Genomic DNA, 19275 nt, shown 5'->3' with positions numbered 1-19275 from the left:
CGCGCCGGCGGTGTCGGCGGGCAGCCAGGCGGGGGCAGTGCCTACGGCGGGAAGCCTGCAGTTCGGCGGGTCCGCCTCCGGTGCCGGTCCCCGGCCCGCGGCGAGCACGACGACCGGGCCGGCGGGCCGGGCGGCGGCAGGTCAGCCGGCCACCACCCCCACCCGGTCCGTGGCGGCGAGGATGACGCAGGCGGGAGCCGGCGGTGCGACCGCTCCTGCGCCGCCGCCCCGGGCGGGCACGCCGACTCCCCGGCAGGCCCCGGCACCGCCACCCCCGGTTCCCGGGCCACCGGACCCTGCACCGCCGCCTCCTACGACGCCGTACATCCCGCCGATGACCCAGCCGCCGCTGCCTGTGCTGACGATGCGGCTGGTGCAGGCGTCGGGACAGTCCGATCCGGATCCGTCCTGTGTCCGCTTCTCGATCGCGTACGCGAACAGCGGCGCGGCGGCGACGACCACAGGCACCGTCGCGGTCTACATCCTGTGGTGGGTCGGCGTCCACCATGCGACGACCAGCCCGAACTTCGTCAACGCGGCCATCCCGGGAGGTCTGCGGCCCGGGCAGAGCATCACCGAGAGCTACCGCCGCTGCGCGTCCGGGCCGGTACCCGCCGGGGGATATCTGGTGGTGCACGGCCTGGGTAGCGCCATCTACAACTGAGCCACCTGCGGGCGGCTGGCCGCGGTCAGGCCGGCGACCGAAGGTCCCGAAACCGCCGGCCTGACCGCGGCGACCGGCGAGACCGCCACCGCGCTGGCCTTCGACGTCAGTCGAAGACGAGGAGGTCCATGGTGTCGACAACCGGGCCGTGCTCTGTCTCGGCAGCGGCGCGCAGGCGGGCGAGGCCCGCCTCGTAGGCGGTGTCACTGATCGTCCGCAGGGGCGAATACGCGTCACGACTGAACCGGTCGAGGATTGCTGCCAGGGAGTCCGCGGTCACCTGGGGGATGGGTTTCCAGGGTCCGGTAACGGAAACCGGCGGCGGTGAACACCTGGCGGACCCTCTCGACGGTGGGGTAGTCGTCCAGGGCCCGGGTCGCCTCCGGGAAGAACCGGAACAGGCCTGTCTGCCCGTGCCGGCCAGGGAACGGCGAGCGGATGAGCACCGGCGCGGACGGGGCCAGCACCCGCCGCAGCTCCGCGGCCGCCGCCGGCAGATCGGCGATCAGGTGACGATGAGGACCGACGAGCACACGCTCACCGCGCTGTGGAAGACGGTGAGCTGCGTGGCGATCAGCAGGTTCGTGTGCCAGACCTCGGCGTAACCGCCGATACCGGTGTCGTGGGCGTACTCGGGGTCGAACCAGAACCGGTCGACCAGCGCCTCCTCGTAGACACCGTAGGCCGCGCCGAGCAGCGCAAGCCCGGGCAGGCCGAGCCCCCAACGCTGGGCCAGCTCGCGACACAGCAACGCCCCGCAGCCATACAGCGCGACGACGAACGCGAGGTTCCACGGCAGTAACAGCTCGATGGCAGTAACAGCTCGATCGGAGGCGTCGCGGTCGACAGCACCTCACCCAGATACGGGGCCACCAGAAGCAGCGTGAGGACAGGACGCCACGACATGTGACCATCGTTCCCCATGACCAGGCGGCCACTCCCCATGAGCGTGAGGAAGGACTTCTCAGAGAAGCCAGCCCGCGGGTGCGCCGGACCGCCGCCTCGTCAGCAGGTCACGGACCCGGTCCGCGGTGATGTCGATATCGCCGCAACGCGCGGACATTGCCGGGAACGGCATCAGTACATCAGCCACGCGTATCTCCAGGCGTCGCTGTACTCGTCGCAATGCGTCCCGCCACCCGGCCAGCTTGTCGAGCTTGTCGACAGGCACTGGTGCAGGTAGGAGTACCGGCTGGAGAGAATCACGACGGCGGCGATCAGCCCGACGACGGACGCGACCGTCCATCGCTGGACAGCACCTCGGTTGTGGACCAACCAGGCCAGCAGGAGCGCGGCCAGAGGCGCGCCGGCCGCTATGACGGCGGCGAGGATCAGGGCCCGATCGCCGRCAAGGATCTGGGATCGGGTCGTCGGGTCGCCGGTCATGTTGGTGGCCATGAGCATCGCGCCAAACAGGCTTACCGCCGTCCCGAAGATTCCCCCGACGCCCAGCAGCAGCCGTAGGAGAAAGGTCGCGTCGAAGCCGGCCCAGCCCGAAGTCCGATCGGTCATGGGGTTCATTCTTGCTCAGCGCCGCGTCATACGCGATCACACCCCTCCGTCTCCTCCGTATGTGTAGTCTGCGTTGAAACCCGCCGCGGACCGGCAAACCGCCGGGCGTCGGCGGAAGCTGGCGCTCCTACCCCTGATGATGGGATGACCGGATGCGCAGAGCCGTCCTTCTGCTGCCGGCCCTCGCCGCATTTCTGCTGGTCACGGCATGCGGATTCGTATCCGGGGACCCGACCATAGTCCAGACCTCCGTCACCGTCCCACCTGTGGACGATGTCCGGATCACCTCGATGACCGTCTTCTCCGGCAGGCACCCCCCGTGCCCGGACCCCGCCGAAGCCGACCCCGATCCCCTTCCCAGCGGTGATCCCGGGATTTTCGCCACCTACGAGGTCGCCAACTCCGGCGTTGAGGCGTTCACGTACACGATCCGGTTCGCCTTCACCACGGACGTCCGCAGGGGCGTGACCAGCCGATACGAGACCGTGCCCGCGGTGGGCCCCGGCGCGACCGTGCGCGGCACGGTCCGGCTGGGAGTGCTGGAGCTCGGCACGTGCCCGGTGACCGGCATCAGGATCGCCGAGGTGACCAGGGTGCCTGCCGCCGAGGCGCCACCCGCGCCCGGCGAGTGCTCACCGTCGGGTATCCGTCTCACTGCCGGTGACGTCTCAGCCGCGACGGGGCTGCGTTCGGCGGGTCTGCACCTGGAGAACTGTGGGACGCGCGACTACGCAGTCGACGGCTACCCGCTCCTGGAACTGCTGGACAAGGACCGGTCACCCGTCGAAGGTGTCCAGATCCTGCAGGACAGCGGCAGCATCAGCGGCTCGGAACCAGGATCCGACGAGCCGGCACGTCCACTGGTCCTGAAACCGGGCGAGAGCGCCCTTTCCAGCATCACCTGGCGCAACACCACCGAAATAGGCCCCGCCCCGGTCAACGTCCCCTACGTCAGGGCGCGGGCCCAGCGGGGCGACGATCCGGTGACCCTGACCCTGCACCTCGACCTCGGCACCACCGGGAAGCTGACCGTCCGCCCCTGGACGCGCCCGCCGGCGTAAGGCCCCGGTTTCGGCGCCGACCATCGCCAGGTCGAGGCTGGCCGTCAATGGGGGAGGGTCATCGAGTGCAGCACCTGGCCGGTGCTGTCGCGGGCGAACAGTGACAGCGGCGGCCGCAGCGGCACCTGCTCGGACGTGTCGACCTCCCTGTTCCAGTAGAGGGCGAACGCGCCCGTGGCAGCGACGGGGAGGTTGATCGCCTCTCCGTTCGGGATCACGGCGAGCAGTTCCTTCACCTGCGGGGACACCCGCCCGAAGGCGTGCCAGAACCAGGTCGGGTGGACCCATTCGACGGTGCCGCCGTCCCCGGTGCTCGTGTTGAACACCTCGATCGGCGTTTGCGGTGGCTGGGAGAAGTCGGGGCTGCGGTCCGACTGCCACCACTGGAGCATGGGCTTGTCAGACCAGGAGAAGTCCGGCGGGCCGTCACGGCCGACCAGTTCGACCAGGCAGGCGGCCAGGCCCTGGCTGTTCTGGACGAGCACGAGGGGGCCGTCGCCCGCGAAGAGCAGCCGGCCGCCGCCCTCCGCCGGCCCCGGGCGGCGGTTGTTCCCCGGGACGCAGCGGTGGACAACCGCCGCCTCGGCGTCGGCGTCGAGGTCGAGGAGCCGCCGGGTCTCGACGAAGCGGAGCGTGACCGGCTCGCCTCCCGGGCCGGCGGGGAGCACCACAGGTGGGGGTCCGGCCGGACGGGGCGACCCGGCCGGTGCCGCCGCCGTGCCTTCGTCGCGGGGGTCGCCGCATGCGGCCAGGGCGATGACCGCCGCGGCGGCGATGCCGGCGGACCGCCAGCGCCTGCGGCGGATGGCGCGTGTGACCCGCGACCGGTGGCAGTCCGCGACCCCGCCGTCGCCTTCGATGCGCATCCGACCTCCATGAATGCCCGAACGCCACCGACGATTGCCGGTGGGCGTGCGACCGTCGTGTTGATCTTGCCGGGCGCGCGCGGCACTGGCAACTCCGCGACGTGCCGACCAGGCCCACCGCGTGGCGCCGGCGTAGCTGAGATGGCCACCGGCCGATCCGCCTGATGGCGGTGGACGCACAGTGATCGAAACCTCCGGGCTCCTGGCGGGCGGACCAGACCTCCTCGGCGGGCCAGCGTCGGACCCACCCGTGCGAGAACTCCGGAAAGGGATCACCTTGGCTACGGAGGGCTGTGTAGCGGTGTTGACGAGAGGGAAAGTTTGCACCGCGTTAGGGGACTCTTCCGCCGTCTGAGCACCCGCCGGACTTTCGGTGTCGAGAACCGGACCCCGCAGGACCTCCGCGGTCCTGACCGGTCCCGTGAGGCGCACCGCCGCCTGGCACGATCGTGACCATGACCGCATGGCGTTTCCCTCGGCTGGAAGCTCTCCTCGGAGCGCGCTGGGACCGGGTCACCTACCGGCAGGTGGCGGGAATGGTCGACGTGCCGGCGCCTGCGGCGTCCGACCTGCAGCTGCGGGGCGAGCCCTACCAGGTTGCGGACACCGCGGGCGGGCCGGCGGCCGACGCGGAGATCGCGGACAACGCGGGCGCTGCCCGGGAACGCGCGCGGCGCGGTGAGGCGCGGGAGCGTGGCCGCGACGCCCTGGCGCGGGACGTCGCGGCGCTGGCGAATGGTGCCGGTGGGCTCCTCGTCGTCGGTATCGCCGCGGACAGTCAGGGCCGGGCGGCGACGGTCGTGCCGGTGCCTGTCTCCGCCGGTGACCTGCGCTGGATGGACACCGTTCTCGCGACCCGGGTGTGTCCCCGCCCGCTCACCCAGGCCCGCGTCGTCGCGGATCCGGACGACCGCGGCCGTGGTTTTCTGCTCATCGCCGTCGCGGCGAGCGTGTCCGGGCCGCATGCGGTGTCCGGCGCCGGTGGGACGCTGACGTACCCGCGCCGCAGTGGCGCCACCACCGTCAACCTGTCGGAGGAGGAGGTGGCGCAGGCCTACCGGCGACGTTTCGCCGACCTGGACGCCCGGGAGAGCGACCTGGGCGACCTGGACGACGTTCACGGCCAGATCCGCAGGCTGCTCCACCGGTCCGCTCCCGACGGGGCGCGGGTGACGGTGTCCCTTCTCCCGGACATCCCCGGCGACCATTCGGTCACCGCGGCGTCCCATCACGCCTTCACCGCCGAGGTGACCGGGCAGGTGCCGTTCATCGGTGCACGGGACCGGAACACGTGGACGGCGCACACCCTGCGGCCGGGGCGTTTCATCGCCCACGGCGGCGCCGGCGGTGAACCCCGGGAACCGGTGTGCGTCCTGCATTCCACCGGCGCGGGCAGTATCGCCGTGCGGGTCAGGGCCACCCCGGCGCTGACCGACGCCAGCCGTCAGATCAGCGACGAGGACGTCGTCGACGCCGTCCTGAGCGGCCTGCGGTTCCTCGCCCGCCACGCCCGGGACCGCACGGGCACCGGCGGGACGGCGACCATCCGCGCGCAGATCGAGACGGCGTCCGGTGATCTGCGGCTGGCGCACTTCAGCCCCTGGGTGGACCAGCTCGGCGACGCCGTCCTGTCCCACTCCCCGTCCTCGACCGGCCGGGCGGACCTCGATGATCTCGCCGAGGACGGATCACGACTGGTCGCGGCCACGCACCATCTCACCACCCTGCTCTTCCAGGAGTTCGGCTACGCCGAACCCGCCCAGACCAGTGGCGACGGCCGGATCCGGCTCGCCGGCTGGGCGACCTGGCGCACCGAGTACCTGGTCTGGGCCAAGGAGAGCGGGATCCCCGTCGACGCCCCCGACCGGGACTGACACCCCCGCCGTCCCGGCGCGTGACGGGCCTGATGCCCGTCCGAGAGCGTGTTCGACGAAGGTCGTTTTGCCGTCGGTGTAGGCGTCCCGATCGGTGCCGAGGTCGCCCTTGTGCCGGGAGCCGAGGGAGCCGAGCCGGGCAGCTAGCTCGGCGAGCTACGACACGACTGGTCAGCGTGACTTGGAAGCACGCAGTGAATACATGAGCGGCACTCGCTGGTGCCCTGCGGGCAGTCGGAATCCATCCGGTCCACGGACCAGCGAAGCGAACTGTTGGAACAGTGTGATCTCGTGCTCGTGGAGGAACTCGATCCGCAGCCCAGCACCAGCGATTGCCGAGATCACGCTGCCCAGCCGGTGCTCGTACTGCACGGTGGTGTTTTGTCGCGTGGCGGCAGCCCGATCGGCATAGCTACCCGAATCGGTCGATACGAGCGGGCCTTCATCGAAGTAGTCGAAGGCCACCGTGCGGCCCGTGGCCTCGTCCAGGGTGTGGGCGAACGGATGGAACTCGACGAGGTACAAGAACCCGCCGGACGCGAGCAATCGTTCCACTACCTGGGCCCATCGAGTCAGAACCCGCTCGTCCCAGTGAACCTGATTCAGCCTCAGCCAATCCAGTTCTTGATCATCCACGGTCTGACTCTACTGGTCGATGCCACATACCCGTATCCACTCACTCAGAGAACTCATGCCCACCACCCTGCGGTCCACCTGCCCCCATCAGCGGCTGATCTGGCCGAGGATTCACAGCAGTCGCGCCGGCGGGCACCCGGCCCCGAGTAGCCGTGGGTGGCCAGGTCTGCGGCGATCTCGTCCCGCCCACGGAACCGCAGCGTCGAGTCCGACGTGACGATCACACCGTCGCTCAGGAACCGGTAGGTGTACCGGAAGGAGACGAGGGGGAGGCGGACGTCGGTGACCTCCAGACGCCGCTCCACCCGTCCGACGCCCGCGACGGTGAGGACTACCGGTTCGACGTCGCGCGCCCACTCCTGCCAGGCACGACGCTGCGGACGTCGAGAACATGGCCCGCGGACACCTCGTCGGCGATCGCGAGGTAGGCGGCCAGGTCGCCGCGGTCCGCGTCGAACGCGTCGTACACGCCCGCGAGACGCGGATGGGCGAAGATCGCATCCGGCATCCGGGAACCGTCCCCGCCCGCCTCTCGCGTCTGGGAGCGCCGCGGGTTAGAAACGGCTCATGGCGCAGCAGTACCACTTCGACCCGGCGACCTACCGGGACATGGTCATCGCCGAGGTACCCGCCTACGCGGACCTGCAGGACCAGGTGGCCCGGGCCGGTGCCGACACCCCGACGACACGGCTGCTCGATCTCGGCGCCGGCACCGGCGAGACCAGCCTGCGTGTCCTCGCCCGCCATCCCCACGCCACCCTGGTCGCCCTCGACGAGAGCGCGGCGATGCTCGACCGGGCCCAGGCGCAGCTGCCCACCGCCCATCTGCACGTCGGCCGGCTGCAGGACCCGCTGCCCGCCGGCCCGTTCGACCTGGTGGTGTCCGCGCTGGCCGTGCACCACCTCGACGGCCCCGGGAAAGCGGACCTGTTCACCCGGGTCGCGGCCGTTCTGCGCCCCGGCGGCCGGTTCGTCCTCGGTGACGTGGTGGTCCCCGACGATCCCCGCGACGCCGTCACCCCGACCAACGCCGAGCATGACCGGCCGAGCGGTGTGCGCGAGCAGATCGGCTGGCTGCATGCGGCCGGTTTCCGAGCCGCCGTCGTCTGGCAGAGCCGTGACCTGGTGGTCATCGCCGCGGACCTCACCGGCACGTGACCGGCCCACCCGGACCTGCCCGCAGCCCGGGTGCGCAGGCAGAGCGTCAGGCGGCGTCGAACAGCAGGGGAGCGAGTTGTTCGAGCTGGTCGACGGCCGCGGGAAGGTCCGCCGCGAACGGGTGCACCAGCACATGATCGGCGCCGGCGTCGAGCTGGGCGGTCAGCCGGGCCGCGACGTCGGCCTCATCGCCCCAGGCCAGTAGGTCGTCGACCAGCCGGTCGCTGCGCTGCCCGGTCACGTCGGACTCGCCGTAGCCGAGCCGCCGGTAGTGCACCGTGTAGGGCGACAGCGGAGCGCCCGCGCCCATGGCGAGCACGGCCCGCAGCCGCGACCGGGCGGTGTCCGCGTCGGTGTCGAGCAGGACGGCCTGATGGGCGATGACCAGACGGTCCGGCCCGACGGCCGCGCGGGCCGCCGCCGTGTGCGCCACCGGTTGCAGGAACGGGTGGACACCGTCGGCGCGATCGACGGCGAGGCGGTGGGCGCGGGGTCCGAGCGCGGCGAGAACACGCGGGTAGGCGGGAGCCGGCAGCTGGGTCAGGCGCTGCGCGGCCTGGTCCATCGCGTCGAGGTACTCCCGCAGACGGGTCAGGGGCCGTTCGCCCGCATGGCCACCGAGGCCGAGCACGAACCGGCCGGGGTACGCCTCGGCCAGTGTCGCGGCGCCGGTGTGCATCGCGACCGCCGCGCGGCTACTGATGTTGGCGATACCCGTGCCGACGACGATGTGTTCGGTCGCAGCGAGCATCAGCCCGTGCTGGGTGAACACCTCCCGGCCGCCGACGGACGTACCGGGTGGAGTCTCCCCGCTCCACAGCGAGCCGTAGCCGAGCCGTTCGATCCGGGCGAACTGGCTGCGCTGCACCGCCACCGGTGTCTCCAGCAACGTGAACGGGGCCACCCACACCCCGAACCTGCCCAGCCGGCGCCGTGTCTCCGATACCGTCCCCACCGCTCGCTCCCTCCTCGCCGTCGGCATCGCCCCGCCAGAAGCGGAGGCTGCCTCCTGTAAGGGGGCACAGCCTAACCGGAGGAAGCCTCCGCATGTGTGTGCGGGGTGCAGGTAGCCTCCCGATCGTCAGGCAGGGGAGGGAACAGCGATGGACGGTGCGACCAGGGCGCGGCCCCTGCGTGCTGACGCCCGCGCGAACTACGAACGGCTGYTCGCCCAGGCACGCCTCGCCTTCGCCGAACACGGCACCGGCGCGTCCCTGGAGGACATCGCCCGGCGGGCCGGGGTGGGAACCGGCACCTTCTACCGGCACTTCCCCTCACGGGACGCCCTGCTGGAAGCCGTTCTGCATGACCGGTTCGAGCGTCTCAGCGCGCGCGCCGACGCACTGGCGGCCACCACGGAGCCCGGCGTCGCGCTCACCGTCTGGCTCCGCGAGTTCGTCGAGTTCGCCGGGGCCTACCGGGGACTCACCGCCGCACTCCTGCAGACCCTGCGCGACCCCTCCACCGAGCTGTACGCCGCCTGCGCGGCCGTGCGCGCGGCGGGAGCGACCCTGCTCGCCGGTGCACAGCAGGCCGGCGTGATCCGCGCCGACCTGGCCGCCCCCGAGCTGTTCGCCCTGGTCAGCGGCCTGTCGTGGGCCTGCGAGCAGAGCACGGGCACCGTCGATGTCGACCTCCACGTCGACCGGCTCCTCACGCTCACCCTCGACGGTCTACGGGCAGGCGGCACCGTTCGCTAGCGTCACGCCTACGAGTGGTCGGTAGATCGTGGCGTCTTATCCTGTTCGCATGCGGGAATCCACGGCGGGTCACGGACATCCAGCACGCGACTTCGAGCTGATCTGCGAGATCGAGCCGCCGACCCGGCCGGACCTGACCCATGCCCGTCATCAGATCGGCGTCCTGAGCCCCGTCACCGACGCGTTCCTGATCCCCGACAACCACATCGGACGAGCGACCGTGTCGAGCATCGCCGTCGCCCACGAGGTGCAGACCATGGGAGGACGCAGCATCGCCTGYGTGAACTCCCGTGACCGTAACCTGCTCGGCTTCCGCCGCGACCTGCTCACCGCAGCGGCCTACGGCGTCGAGGAGTTCCTGTTCGTCCACGGGGACAAACCCACCGCCGGGAACCGGACCAGCGACCTGACGGTGCGCGCGATGATGGACGAGGCCCGCGCGGCCGGCGAGGATCCGGTCTTCGCGGACATGCCGGCGTTCCGGGTCGGCGCCGCGGCCGGTCTGCGGCCACTGCCCGCGTGGAAACGAGCGGCCGACTTTCTGTTCGTGCAGGTCAGCTACTCGGTGGACGCCCTGCTGCGCTGGCGCGACGCCCACCCGGTCGAACTGCCGGTCTACGCCGGCGTGATGGTCCTCGCGAGCGCCGGGATGGCCCGCCGCCTCGCCGCGACCATCCCCGACATCGACATCCCCGACGACCTCGTCCAAGCGGTCGAACGGGACCGGGCCGCCGGCGTCGACGCGGCCTGCGACCAGGTACTACAGCTGCGCGAGAGCGGCGCCTTCGCCGGTGTGCACCTCGTCCCAGTCAGCCGCTACCGCCAGGTCGCCGCCCGCCTCGAGGATCTTCTCTGACCCGGGGGCCGTTTCTCGCAGGTCTCCTGAGACACGCTGCCGGACAGCACGACCGTAACCCCCAGTGCAGGCAGTCAGCGTGCGGTAGCGGGCGATACTTGGCTATGGAACCTGTACCGGACCCGGACCCGGACCCGGTGCCGGTGGTGATTCGTCGTGCGCGCGGCGACGATCTTCCAGCCGCCCTGGGCGTCTGGCAGGAAGCCAATACCTCCCGCCGGGGACTTCCTGACGCACAGCGTGTTCGCCCCGACAATGTCCGGATGCAGAAAGTTGCTGGCGACCCGGCTCGCACCGAGGAAGCGGCGGTGGCGGACGCCTCGCTGGCCTGCTGCGAACTCGACGATGCCCGGCGCTGGCTGACGGATGCCCGGCGGGGGCCGAACGCCGCCCCTGGGCGCCGAGGCCAAGAGGACCAGCTCGGCGCGCTTGGCCTCGTGCTGAACGCCGCGGTGCTGTGGACCACCCGCTACCTGGACGCGGCCGTCGAGCAGCTACGGACACTGCCCGCCGAGCGGCGCGAATACGAGGTCTTGGACGAGGACGTTACCCGGCTGTCCCCGCTCAAGCATGCCAACCTCAACGTGCTCGGCCGCTACAGCTTCCGCGCCTCCGGTCCGGCCGGCGGGGCGCTTCGACCCCTGCGCGACCCGAAAGAGTCGGATGACGACGATGAGGCCGAGGACTGACCGCGCCGATCCGGGGCTAGTACTACAGTTCAGTGATCTTTGTGGCGGCTCGATCGCCGTGTCGAGGTTCTCCGCTGCACGGTCGCGGGACCGGTGGTGGTGGCGATCGGGAGTCGGACGAGGCCGTGGTGTTGTTCGACCAGGCCGTCTCGGCGCGGGAAAGCAAGGCCGCGTGGTTCTATCCGTCACTTGTGACCGCGTTTCTCCGTGCGAGCCGACCGCACGCCGTTTCGCAGGAGGCTTGTGTTCGCGAGAGCTGAACGCACTCGGTCGCCCGGCTCCCGTAGCGAGTTCTGATCGGGCTACGTAGCGGTATCTCGATCTCGAAGGAACTGCCTCAATGCCGTTGAGACAGTTCCTTATCACTGGTCGCGGATCCGAAGTGCGGGTGCCGGACGTGGACGGCATCCGGCCTCACAGGGGTCGGAATCTCGGACGTTGGTGAAATTCGCTGGCCGCAGTGACGTGCTGGTGCGGGTTGGCTGATCAAGGGGGTGGTCGGTGTGGTGCGCACGACCGTGGACGGCCGCGCGCACCTGGGTGTCATTGTTGTGGGGTTGGGGTGTTGGAGACGGTGATGGTCCAGCTGATTCCGTGTGGGGCGAGGAAGGTGAGGAAGCTGGTCGGGTCGTATGCCTGTGCCGGAGCGAGCACGCCTGGTTTGGCGCCGTCGGTGACCAGTCGGCGGGCGGCTTCGACGGCGATCACGGCGGTGATGCCGTAGGTGTCGTGGCCCCGTATGATCCCGCGGGCCGATTGGTCGTCGTGGCTGACGACGTCGATGAGGTAGGTGAACCGTTGGGTGCGGCGGTCCTCTTCGGTGGGTCCTTCGGGCAGGCTGTCGATGATCTGTGGAGTGAGCGGGGTGCCCAGTTGGGCGCCGACCGTGGCGTCGACGAGGCTCTCGACGTGCCGGACCTCTATGTGGCGGGGGATGGTGACCACCTCTGACAAGGGGCATTTCACCACGTCGGTCGGTTGCGGGGCGTCGGGCAGGGTGACCGTGGCGTGCCGGGCGGGAGTGCCGGTACGCCAGTCGTCGCCGTCGTAGCTGAGGCCGCCCGCCTTGATCGCGTCGATCGTCTCGACGGCCGAGCGGAGCGAGCCGCGGGAGAACCCGCCCCCGCCGACGATGAAGTGGCTGACGGTGATCTCCTCGATCGGTTGGACGCGCTCGGCGAGCAGGTGCGCAATGAGGTCCCCGGGGACGCAGCCGTCGTTCGTGGCGGGGACGACGGTGACCCCGGCGCGCTCCGCCTCGCCGGCGAAGGTGTCGAAGACCGCTTTGGTGTAGAGCTGCTCGCCGGCGGTGTCGACGTAGTGGCAGCCGGCGGCGATAGCCGCCCGGACCACGGCGGGGCCGGAGCTGGTGAACGGTCCGGCGCAGTTGATGACCGCGTCACATCCGCGGAAGGCTGCCGCGAGGCGGTCGTGGTCGTCGGTGTCGGCTACCCGCTGCCCGGCGTCGACTGTTCCCACAGCCGTTCCCACAGTCGTCGCGGCCTCGCGCAGGCGTGCGGCGTTGCGGCCGACGAGCAGCATGTCGATGTCACGGTGGGCCAGTTCCGCGAGGACGAGCTTTCCCTGGTAGCCGCTTGCGCCGTAGACGGCGATCTTCACGTGGATCTCCTGGTTCGAGCAATGAGTGTTGATGAGTGTTGATGAGTGATGTCGTGCGAGCCGGCTGACCAGCTCGCCCGTGACTCACCGTATGGCGGCATGGCGAGACGCCCAATACGTGAGTGTCTCCGTCCCATGCGCGACCGTCTTCGCATTAGACCGGGGATATACGCTGGCTGAATGGACGTGCTCTCCGATGCGGTCACCGCCATGCGCACCGGCGAACCGCACTCCGGCCGGGTACGGCGGCCGGCGCCGTTCGGCATACGGAACCCGCCGGTCGCGGGGGCTGGCTTCCACATCGTCTTGCAGGGATCGTGCTGGCTGTTCCCACCAGACGGCGCACCGATCGCCCTCGGCGTGGGGGATGTGGCATTTCTGCCCCACGGGGCCGCCCACGGCCTCGCCGACAGCCTGTCGACCCCGCTGGTGGACGCCGCCGCGTCACTGGCCGAGATTCCACCCGGCCAAGACGACGACGGGGTACCAGCTGACCAGCACCCGGACGGTTCGGCCGCTGCGACGGTCATGCTCTGCGGCGCGTACCTGCTGGACCAGTCCCGGRCACATCCGCTGCTCGGCGACCTGCCGGAGGTCATCCATCTCCCGGCCCGGGTCGGACACCACCCGGAGCTCCGGGCCGCCGTTGACCTGCTCGGCGGTGAACTGGAGCAGCCACGGCCGGGTGGCGACGCCATGCTGCCCGCCCTGTTGGACGTGCTGCTGCTGCACATCCTGCGCGCCTGGTTCGACGAACAACCCGCCCACGGTGTCGCTACCGRCTGGGCAGCAGCGCTGCGCGATCCCGCCGTCGCCGCTGGGCTTCGGGCCATCCACAGCGACCCTGGCCGGCCATGGACCGTCGGGGAACTGGCTTCCCAGGCCGGGCTGTCCCGCGCGGCCTTCGCCCGACGGTTCGCCGCGTTGGTCGGTCAGCCGCCGCAGGCGTACCTGACCTGGTGGCGGATGACACTCGCAGCCCGGCTACTGCGCGACGGTGACGCACCGTTGGCCACAGTGGCCAGGAAGGTGGGCTACACCTCAGAGTTCGCCTTTGCCCACGCGTTCAAACGGGAACACGGGTCGGCTCCCGGCGGATTCCGGAGATCCGCCCGGCAAACGTAGTCTGAGCCGCTGACAGGCGACCCACTTCGCCGAGGCTCCGGACGCAGTCATCTCCCGGCTCCCAAGTGAGGGCTCGGCCTCCGACACCGATGCGAGACCCGCTCGCCGCTTCCACCGGGCGCGGTCACTTCTCACCGACATTGATCATGCAACTGATCGGCAAGTGCGGTCAAAATTCGAGAACATCCGCGGTCAGTTCTCTGGATCTGTCCCTGATCTTGTGAACAGACTGACCCCGGGGTGGCGCGCTGACCACGAGGGACCCTCTGTGATCATGTGTCGGGTGCCTCTCTGACCTTGGGGTTCTCCTTCCGCACCTGGCGGGTCTCGTTGTCGATCGGGTTGACCGGTCTGGTGATCGGCTGCGGTTGCGGGCCCGTGTTCGAGGAGCCGCTGGTGCGTGCCCCGGCTGCGGGGTGGTCTCGGAGCGGGTCCACGGGCGGTATCGCCGGCGGTTGGTCGATGCGGCGATCGCGGGTGCTCAGGTCGAGATCGATCTGCTGGTCCGGCGGTTCCGCTGCCTGACAGCCGGCTGTCCGCGGGTGACGTTTGCGGAGCAGGTCGCGGGTCTGACGAGTCCGCATGCCCGGTACACCCCGCTCGCCGGTCGGATGATCGAGGCGATCGGGTTGGCGTTGGCGGGCAGAGCCGGAGCACGCCTCGCCGGCAGGATCGGCCTTCCCGCGGGTCGGAACACGCTGCTACGCCGGGTCCGGGCCCTATCCGACCCGCAGATCGGGGCGGTGACGGTCCTCGGGGTGGATGACTTCGCGCTGCGCCGGGGCCGGGTCTACGGAACGGTCCTGATCGATCTCGACAGCCACCGGCCGGTAGACCTGCTGCCCGACCGGGAAGCGGCGACGTTCGCCGGCTGGCTGGCCGAGCATCCCGGCGCGCAGGTGATCTGCCGGGACCGCGCCGGTGCCTACGCCGAGGGCGCCCGCACCGGCGCCCCCGACGCGGTGCAGGTAGCGGACCGCTTCCATCTATGGAGCAACCTCGCCGGATACGTCGAGACAACGGTCGCCCGGCACCGTTCCTGCCTGGCGCAACCACCAGTCACCCACGAGGCTGCGGACGAGCCGCGGGCGGACCTTGACAACGCGGTGGCCGCAGCGCGGGACGCGTCCTTCGAGCAGCGGGCGTTCGTGCGACATGCCCGCGAGCGGTACACCGCCGTCCAGGAACTCAAAGCCGCAGGCGTGGGCATCAAACCGATCGCCGCCCGACTCGGCCTGGCCCGAGGAACGGTCCGCAAGTACTACCGCGCCGCCAGCGTCGACGACGTCCTGGCCAAGGCCCGCGACGGCCGCGGTTCGATCCTGCGGCCGTGGGAGCCCTACCTCACCGAGCGGGTCAACGCCGGGATCACCAACGGCAGCCAGCTGTTTCAGGAGATCCGAGACCAGGGCTACACCGGGAGCAAGGCCGTCGTCCTGACCTACCTGCGCCCCCTACGCGCCGGCGGCAGCACCGCCGCACCCGCCCCACAGCCGGCACCGAAGGTCCGCACCGTCACCCGCTGGATCCTCACGCACCCCGAACACCTGGATGAGCAGGACACCCTCGCGTTACAGCAGGTCCTCACCCGCTGCCAGGACCTCCGGAAGACTGCCGGCCATGTCACCGCGTTCGCGCAGATGCTCACCGGCCGCCACGGCGACCGGCTCAACGGCTGGATCGCCGCCGTCGACGCCGACGACCTGCCCGAACTGCACCGCTTCACCCGCGGCCTCCTGCGCGACCACGACGCCGTCCTCAACGGCCTGACCCTGCCGCACAGCTCCGGACAGGTCGAAGGCACCGTGAACCGCATCAAAATGATCAAACGGCAGATGTATGGCAGGGCGAACTTCGACCTGCTCCGCAAACGAGTTCTCCTCGCGACCTGACGGCGCCCGGGTCCACTTCGATCACAAGATCAGGGACAGATCCAGTTCTCGCAGACAAAACCAGCCGCGCACCAGATGCGCGACGAGCTGGCCGAGCGCGGCAAGGCCGGCGATGGCCCGGGTGAAAGACGAGCTGCACGCCGCCCTGGGCGRGCTGGAACAGACCCTCGGCGAAGGCGATGGTCCGGTCCGGATGGACGGTGATGGGGACCTGGTGATCTCTCCGCTGTCGGCGGAGGATGTGCCGTCCGAGGTGATGGCATCGGTGAGGGCGGGCTGAGGCCGCCCTCACACCAGCTTCGAAACTCCGGAGCCGTGTACTTCAAGGCTCTGGTTTCCGGGCTGGAGCCTCAGCTGTTGGCCAGGCCGCGGTCCAGGCGAGGGAGCAGGCGGTCCCAGTGGTGTTTCAGCCCTGGGGCGCTGAAAGCGTCGGTGTCGGACATGGTGAAGCCGTGGATGGTGCCGGGGTAGATCTCGGAGGTGTAGCCGACACCTGCGGCATCCAGGGCCTGGTTGAGCTCGGTGAGGGCCTCGGGTGTGATGTCGCTTTCGGCATGGCCGAGGTGGACCTGGGCGGTGAGCTTGGAGAAGAGGTCGGGCCCGTCGGCGTGCACGGGGCCGTGGAATCCGGCGGCGGCGGCCACCTGGCCGGGGTGGGCCGCGGCGGTGCGCATCGCCAGGAGGCCGCCTATGCAGTAGCCGGTCACCGCGACCGGACCCGCTCCGACCTCGGGCTGGGCGGTGAGGAACCTGAGGTAGGCGTCGGCGTCGCTCAGGACACGTTCGGCGGTCCTGCCCGGCCAGCGATGCCGCTGGGTCCACAGCGCGGCTGGCCGAGCCCGGCAACCCGGGCGATCAACCCGGCGATCTTCGTCTGCGTGGTGCCGGTCATCCCGAGTGTGGACCCCGGCACCGTCGACGCGCCCGCGGCGAGCGCACCTTCCACCAACCCACCCAGTTCCGTTTCGTCGTTACGTATCAAACCTACGTAACGACGAAACGGAATCGAGGATGCCAGCGCTGCGTAGTCGCCACTCCCCTGATTTCTAACGCCCGAGAAGGGAGGCTTATCGGGCGTTAGGACGGGAGGGCTCGGGGGGAGTCCCGCAGACTGAGCGGGTCTCGACGACGCCGCACGGGCGCGTTTCGTTCCATGGCCGATACGGAACGTATGGACGTAACGCAACGGCCCGGCGGATGCCGGGTCGCCCGTCGTGGCATYGGGCCCGAGCAGGATCGGGGTTCCCCGTAGCACTCAGGAAAAATCGGGCGGATATGGCTGACCAGCGGTGCCCCTGCTCAGGACGGTTGCGTTGGGCAGGGGCTCGCCGGGCTGGAGGCGAAGTCAGCGCGGGCCTGGTCGATCGCCTCCGGGTACGCCTCGCGCTTGGCGTGTTCGGGGTGGGAACCGAATACACCAGAAAGGGGCGGTAGTACGCCCTACCTCGGTGTCTGGAAGCCGCCGATCTTCTGCTCGAGCAGTTCGGCCAGCCGCAGCGGGGTGCGGTCCTCGAACATCGGACCGATGAGCTGCACTCCCACCGGCAGGCCCTCGGCGGGCCGGCCCGCTGGTATGGCGGTGGCGGGCAGGCCGGGCATGGTGGCCAGGCCGGCCCAGACGAGCTGGTCGAAGTACGGGTACTCGACGCCGTCGATGTCGATCCGGCGTTCCAGCGGATGGGGGTTGTGGTCGTGACCGAACGCGGGAGTGGGTGTGATCGGACACACCACGGCGTCGAACTCGGCGAACAGCTGCCGCCAGCCGTGACGGTGGAGCTCGCGACGGTTGTTCGCCTCGATCCAGTCGCGGTGACTGAACACCATCCCGCGCAGCCGCGCCGCGTCGAGACTCCGGTCGTCCGCGCTCAGCCCCGCGGCGCGGGTCCGCAGCTGCTCGTACGCCTCGACGGGAAAACGCGCGACAGAGCCCGAGAACAGCAACTGCGTGTAGAGCGCCGCGGCTTCGGCCAGATCGGGCAGCAGCACAGTGTGCCGTTCGACGCGGGCGCCACCGTCGGCAAGCGCGTCGGCCACCCGGTTCACGCCCGCCCGCACAGCGGACCCGGTCGCAAGGAGCGGATGCTCGTCGACGACCAGGACCCGGAAGTCGCCGAGGCGCTCGTGGCGCGCGGGCGGCAGCACCACGTGGTGCGCCACGCCGAGCGTCAACGGGTCCGGTCCGGCCATGACGTCGAGCAGGAGCGTGAGGTCGCGGGCAGTACGCGCCATCGGACCGACGACGGCGAGGTCGAGATCGACCGGCAAGGCCGGCGCCGGCGGCGCGACCATGCCGCGGGTTGCCGCCAGTCCGACTGTCGGCTTGTGCGCATAGACGCCGCAGAAATGCGCGGGGGTGCGCAGCGAACCGGCGAGGTCGGAGCCGATGGACAGCGCGCCGAACCCGGACGCCAGGGCCGCCGCCGACCCACCGGAGGATCCACCCGAAGTGCGACCGTGATCCCACGGATTGTTGGTGGTGCCGTAGATCTCGTTGAAGCTCTGGATATCCTGCAGCCCCAACGGCACGTTGGTCTTACCCAGCACCACCGCGCCCGCGACCCTGAGCCGCGACACCTGTACCGCGTCCTCGGCCGGCACATAGTCTCGGTGCTGCGGCATGCCCCAGGTCGTGGGCAGCCCCACCATGTTGTAGGACTCCTTGACCGTCACCGGAATACCGAGCAGCGGCCGGACCTCACCGCGGGCACGCGCCTGGTCGGCACCACGCGCCGCGGCCCGCGCACGGTCGAAGTCCGGCACACAGATCGCGTTGATCACCTTGTCGTCCCGCTCGATACGGGCGATCGCCTCATCGGTCAGCTCCACCGAGGTCACCTCACCGGCACGCAACGCGGCCACCAACTCTTCGGCCGACCGAAAACTCCACTCCATGAATCCGACGCTACCGACCCCTGAAACAGGCCATGAAATTCCGCTTCGCGCAACGGGAGAGACGTCTCCAACCCATCATGTTGCTCTCCGGCCACAGAAATTCGCCCGACCGCTGGCCACGGCGACGCACGGCGGCCTGGCACACCTACGGAGACGGTCACGACGGAGGCGCCCCAGCGCCCCGATCGATCGCGATATGACACGGGCACCCGCCCCAACCAACGCTTGCCGCGCACCGTGATTCTCATAAATGACCGTTTGCGAGAAATTCCTTAACGCCTTGCATCAAGCGGTGCGCTGGCGGGTGGCTTACAGCAGCCGTCTTTGCATGCATCGGCGATGACCATGGTTTACAAACCTTGTCGACAGCTCCAGGTCCCGGTTGGGGCGCCCTGTCGGCCCGCGAACAGCAGGTGTCCGGCCCCGATCAGCGAGAGCGCGAGCGAGTCAGCGTCGACGTCGGCCGCGATGCGGCCCAGTTCACACTCGTCAGCGAGAGTGGAATGCGCGAGCAGTACCGCGAGCAGGTTCCGCTTCAGCTCCGGAGTCCGGGACTGTTTGCCGCCCGCGTGGGTGAAGCAGTCCAGGAACCCGGTCGTTTGTCCATCTCGATCAGCAGCGACACGATCGGCGATCTAGCCTCGATCTTTCGCCGGGTGGCTGGGTCGGCTTGTCGGGTCACCCTGCCCCGTTTTTGATGTTGAGTTGTGCCGTCGGGGTGTGACGGGGT

At 70.0% G+C, this 19275-nt stretch carries 19 protein-coding genes and 3 pseudogenes; 9 read left to right on the top strand and 13 right to left on the bottom strand.

What is annotated here, in order from left to right; translation table 11 throughout:
* Positions 1-37: 37 nt before the first annotated feature.
* Positions 38-664 carry a hypothetical protein gene (locus tag CC117_RS37905; RefSeq protein ID WP_131803028.1) on the top strand — a complete coding sequence of 209 codons (627 nt, stop codon included), beginning with the start codon at positions 38-40 and terminating at the stop codon, positions 662-664.
* Between the two features lie 106 nt (positions 665-770).
* Here the strand turns inward: CC117_RS37905 and CC117_RS37295 are convergent, their stop codons facing one another.
* The 5 genes from CC117_RS37295 to CC117_RS07020 form a co-directional block, all read right to left on the bottom strand.
* Positions 771-944 carry a hypothetical protein gene (locus CC117_RS37295; protein ID WP_157905366.1) on the bottom strand — a complete coding sequence of 58 codons (174 nt, stop codon included), beginning with the start codon at positions 942-944 and terminating at the stop codon, positions 771-773.
* A complete protein-coding gene (locus CC117_RS07030) occupies positions 898-1197 on the bottom strand; it encodes a hypothetical protein (protein ID WP_071082941.1) in 300 nt (99 codons plus the stop codon). The genes CC117_RS37295 and CC117_RS07030 overlap by 47 nt, the downstream gene beginning before the upstream one ends.
* Positions 1170-1415 carry a hypothetical protein gene (locus CC117_RS07025; RefSeq protein ID WP_071082940.1) on the bottom strand — a complete coding sequence of 82 codons (246 nt, stop codon included), beginning with the start codon at positions 1413-1415 and terminating at the stop codon, positions 1170-1172. Before CC117_RS07025 ends, CC117_RS07030 begins: the two co-directional genes overlap by 28 nt.
* A 213-nt stretch (positions 1416-1628) precedes the next feature.
* On the bottom strand, positions 1629-1757 hold the full coding sequence (locus CC117_RS39755) for a hypothetical protein (RefSeq protein WP_256385359.1): 129 nt from the start codon (positions 1755-1757) through the stop codon (positions 1629-1631).
* Positions 1742-2176, bottom strand: coding sequence for a hypothetical protein (locus CC117_RS07020; RefSeq protein ID WP_071082939.1), 435 nt, complete (start codon positions 2174-2176; stop codon positions 1742-1744). The genes CC117_RS39755 and CC117_RS07020 overlap by 16 nt, the downstream gene beginning before the upstream one ends.
* Positions 2177-2328: 152 nt before the next feature.
* Between CC117_RS07020 and CC117_RS07015 the strand changes: the two genes are divergently transcribed.
* A complete protein-coding gene (locus tag CC117_RS07015; protein WP_071082938.1) occupies positions 2329-3237 on the top strand; it encodes a DUF4232 domain-containing protein in 909 nt (302 codons plus the stop codon).
* 44 nt (positions 3238-3281) lie between these two features.
* Here CC117_RS07015 and CC117_RS07010 read toward each other — a convergent pair whose 3' ends face one another.
* A complete protein-coding gene (locus CC117_RS07010) occupies positions 3282-4103 on the bottom strand; it encodes a hypothetical protein (protein WP_241829893.1) in 822 nt (273 codons plus the stop codon).
* 455 nt (positions 4104-4558) lie between these two features.
* On the opposite strand from CC117_RS07010, the gene CC117_RS07005 reads away from it, so the two are divergent.
* Positions 4559-5977, top strand: a complete 1419-nt coding sequence (locus CC117_RS07005) for an AlbA family DNA-binding domain-containing protein (RefSeq protein WP_071082937.1) — start codon at positions 4559-4561, stop codon at positions 5975-5977.
* A gap of 171 nt (positions 5978-6148) precedes the next feature.
* Here CC117_RS07005 and CC117_RS07000 read toward each other — a convergent pair whose 3' ends face one another.
* The gene (locus tag CC117_RS07000) at positions 6149-6613 is read right to left on the bottom strand and encodes a hypothetical protein (RefSeq protein WP_131803027.1); all 465 of its coding nucleotides are present in this window, start codon (positions 6611-6613) and stop codon (positions 6149-6151) included.
* A 146-nt stretch (positions 6614-6759) separates the two neighbouring features.
* Positions 6760-7121 (bottom strand): annotated as a pseudogene (locus CC117_RS40380) (hypothetical protein); the annotation flags it as partial.
* Positions 7122-7180: 59 nt separating this feature from the next.
* Between CC117_RS40380 and CC117_RS06990 the strand changes: the two are divergent.
* Positions 7181-7771: a class I SAM-dependent methyltransferase gene (locus CC117_RS06990; protein ID WP_071082934.1), complete on the top strand. Its 591-nt coding sequence runs from the start codon at positions 7181-7183 to the stop codon at positions 7769-7771.
* A gap of 46 nt (positions 7772-7817) precedes the next feature.
* On the opposite strand, the gene CC117_RS06985 is transcribed toward CC117_RS06990, so the two are convergent.
* Positions 7818-8726, bottom strand: a complete 909-nt coding sequence (locus tag CC117_RS06985) for a TIGR03620 family F420-dependent LLM class oxidoreductase (protein ID WP_241829892.1) — start codon at positions 8724-8726, stop codon at positions 7818-7820.
* Between the two features lie 148 nt (positions 8727-8874).
* On the opposite strand from CC117_RS06985, the gene CC117_RS06980 reads away from it, so the two are divergent.
* The 3 genes from CC117_RS06980 (at position 8875) to CC117_RS40375 (ending at position 11016) form a co-directional block, all read left to right on the top strand.
* Positions 8875-9471, top strand: a complete 597-nt coding sequence (locus CC117_RS06980; RefSeq protein ID WP_071082932.1) for a TetR/AcrR family transcriptional regulator — start codon at positions 8875-8877, stop codon at positions 9469-9471.
* Between the two features lie 49 nt (positions 9472-9520).
* Positions 9521-10327: a methylenetetrahydrofolate reductase gene (locus tag CC117_RS06975; RefSeq protein WP_071082931.1), complete on the top strand. Its 807-nt coding sequence runs from the start codon at positions 9521-9523 to the stop codon at positions 10325-10327.
* 104 nt (positions 10328-10431) lie between these two features.
* A complete protein-coding gene (locus tag CC117_RS40375) occupies positions 10432-11016 on the top strand; it encodes a Tn3 family transposase (protein WP_198541763.1) in 585 nt (194 codons plus the stop codon).
* 543 nt (positions 11017-11559) lie between these two features.
* Here CC117_RS40375 and CC117_RS06965 read toward each other — a convergent pair.
* Positions 11560-12636 carry a saccharopine dehydrogenase family protein gene (locus CC117_RS06965; protein ID WP_071082929.1) on the bottom strand — a complete coding sequence of 359 codons (1077 nt, stop codon included), beginning with the start codon at positions 12634-12636 and terminating at the stop codon, positions 11560-11562.
* Positions 12637-12816: 180 nt separating this feature from the next.
* On the opposite strand from CC117_RS06965, the gene CC117_RS06960 reads away from it, so the two are divergent.
* A complete protein-coding gene (locus CC117_RS06960; RefSeq protein WP_071082928.1) occupies positions 12817-13761 on the top strand; it encodes an AraC family transcriptional regulator in 945 nt (314 codons plus the stop codon).
* Between the two features lie 317 nt (positions 13762-14078).
* Entirely contained in the window at positions 14079-15653 is a 1575-nt protein-coding gene (locus tag CC117_RS06955; protein ID WP_456320344.1) for an ISL3 family transposase, read from the top strand.
* A 350-nt stretch (positions 15654-16003) separates the two neighbouring features.
* Here the strand turns inward: CC117_RS06955 and CC117_RS06950 are convergent.
* The 3 genes and pseudogenes from CC117_RS06950 to CC117_RS40370 all read right to left on the bottom strand — a co-directional run.
* A pseudogene (locus CC117_RS06950) lies at positions 16004-16501 on the bottom strand (dienelactone hydrolase family protein); the annotation flags it as partial.
* A 592-nt stretch (positions 16502-17093) separates the two neighbouring features.
* A complete protein-coding gene (locus CC117_RS06945; RefSeq protein ID WP_071082927.1) occupies positions 17094-18545 on the bottom strand; it encodes an amidase in 1452 nt (483 codons plus the stop codon).
* A 497-nt stretch (positions 18546-19042) separates the two neighbouring features.
* A pseudogene (locus CC117_RS40370) lies at positions 19043-19179 on the bottom strand (Tn3 family transposase); the annotation flags it as partial.
* Positions 19180-19275 lie beyond the last annotated feature (96 nt).

Source organism: Parafrankia colletiae, from assembly GCF_001854655.1.
Classification (GTDB): Bacteria; Actinomycetota; Actinomycetes; order Frankiales; family Frankiaceae; genus Parafrankia; species Parafrankia colletiae.
The sequence above is the reverse complement of the archived record's forward strand: the minus strand, read 5'-3'. Positions and strand labels throughout refer to the sequence as shown.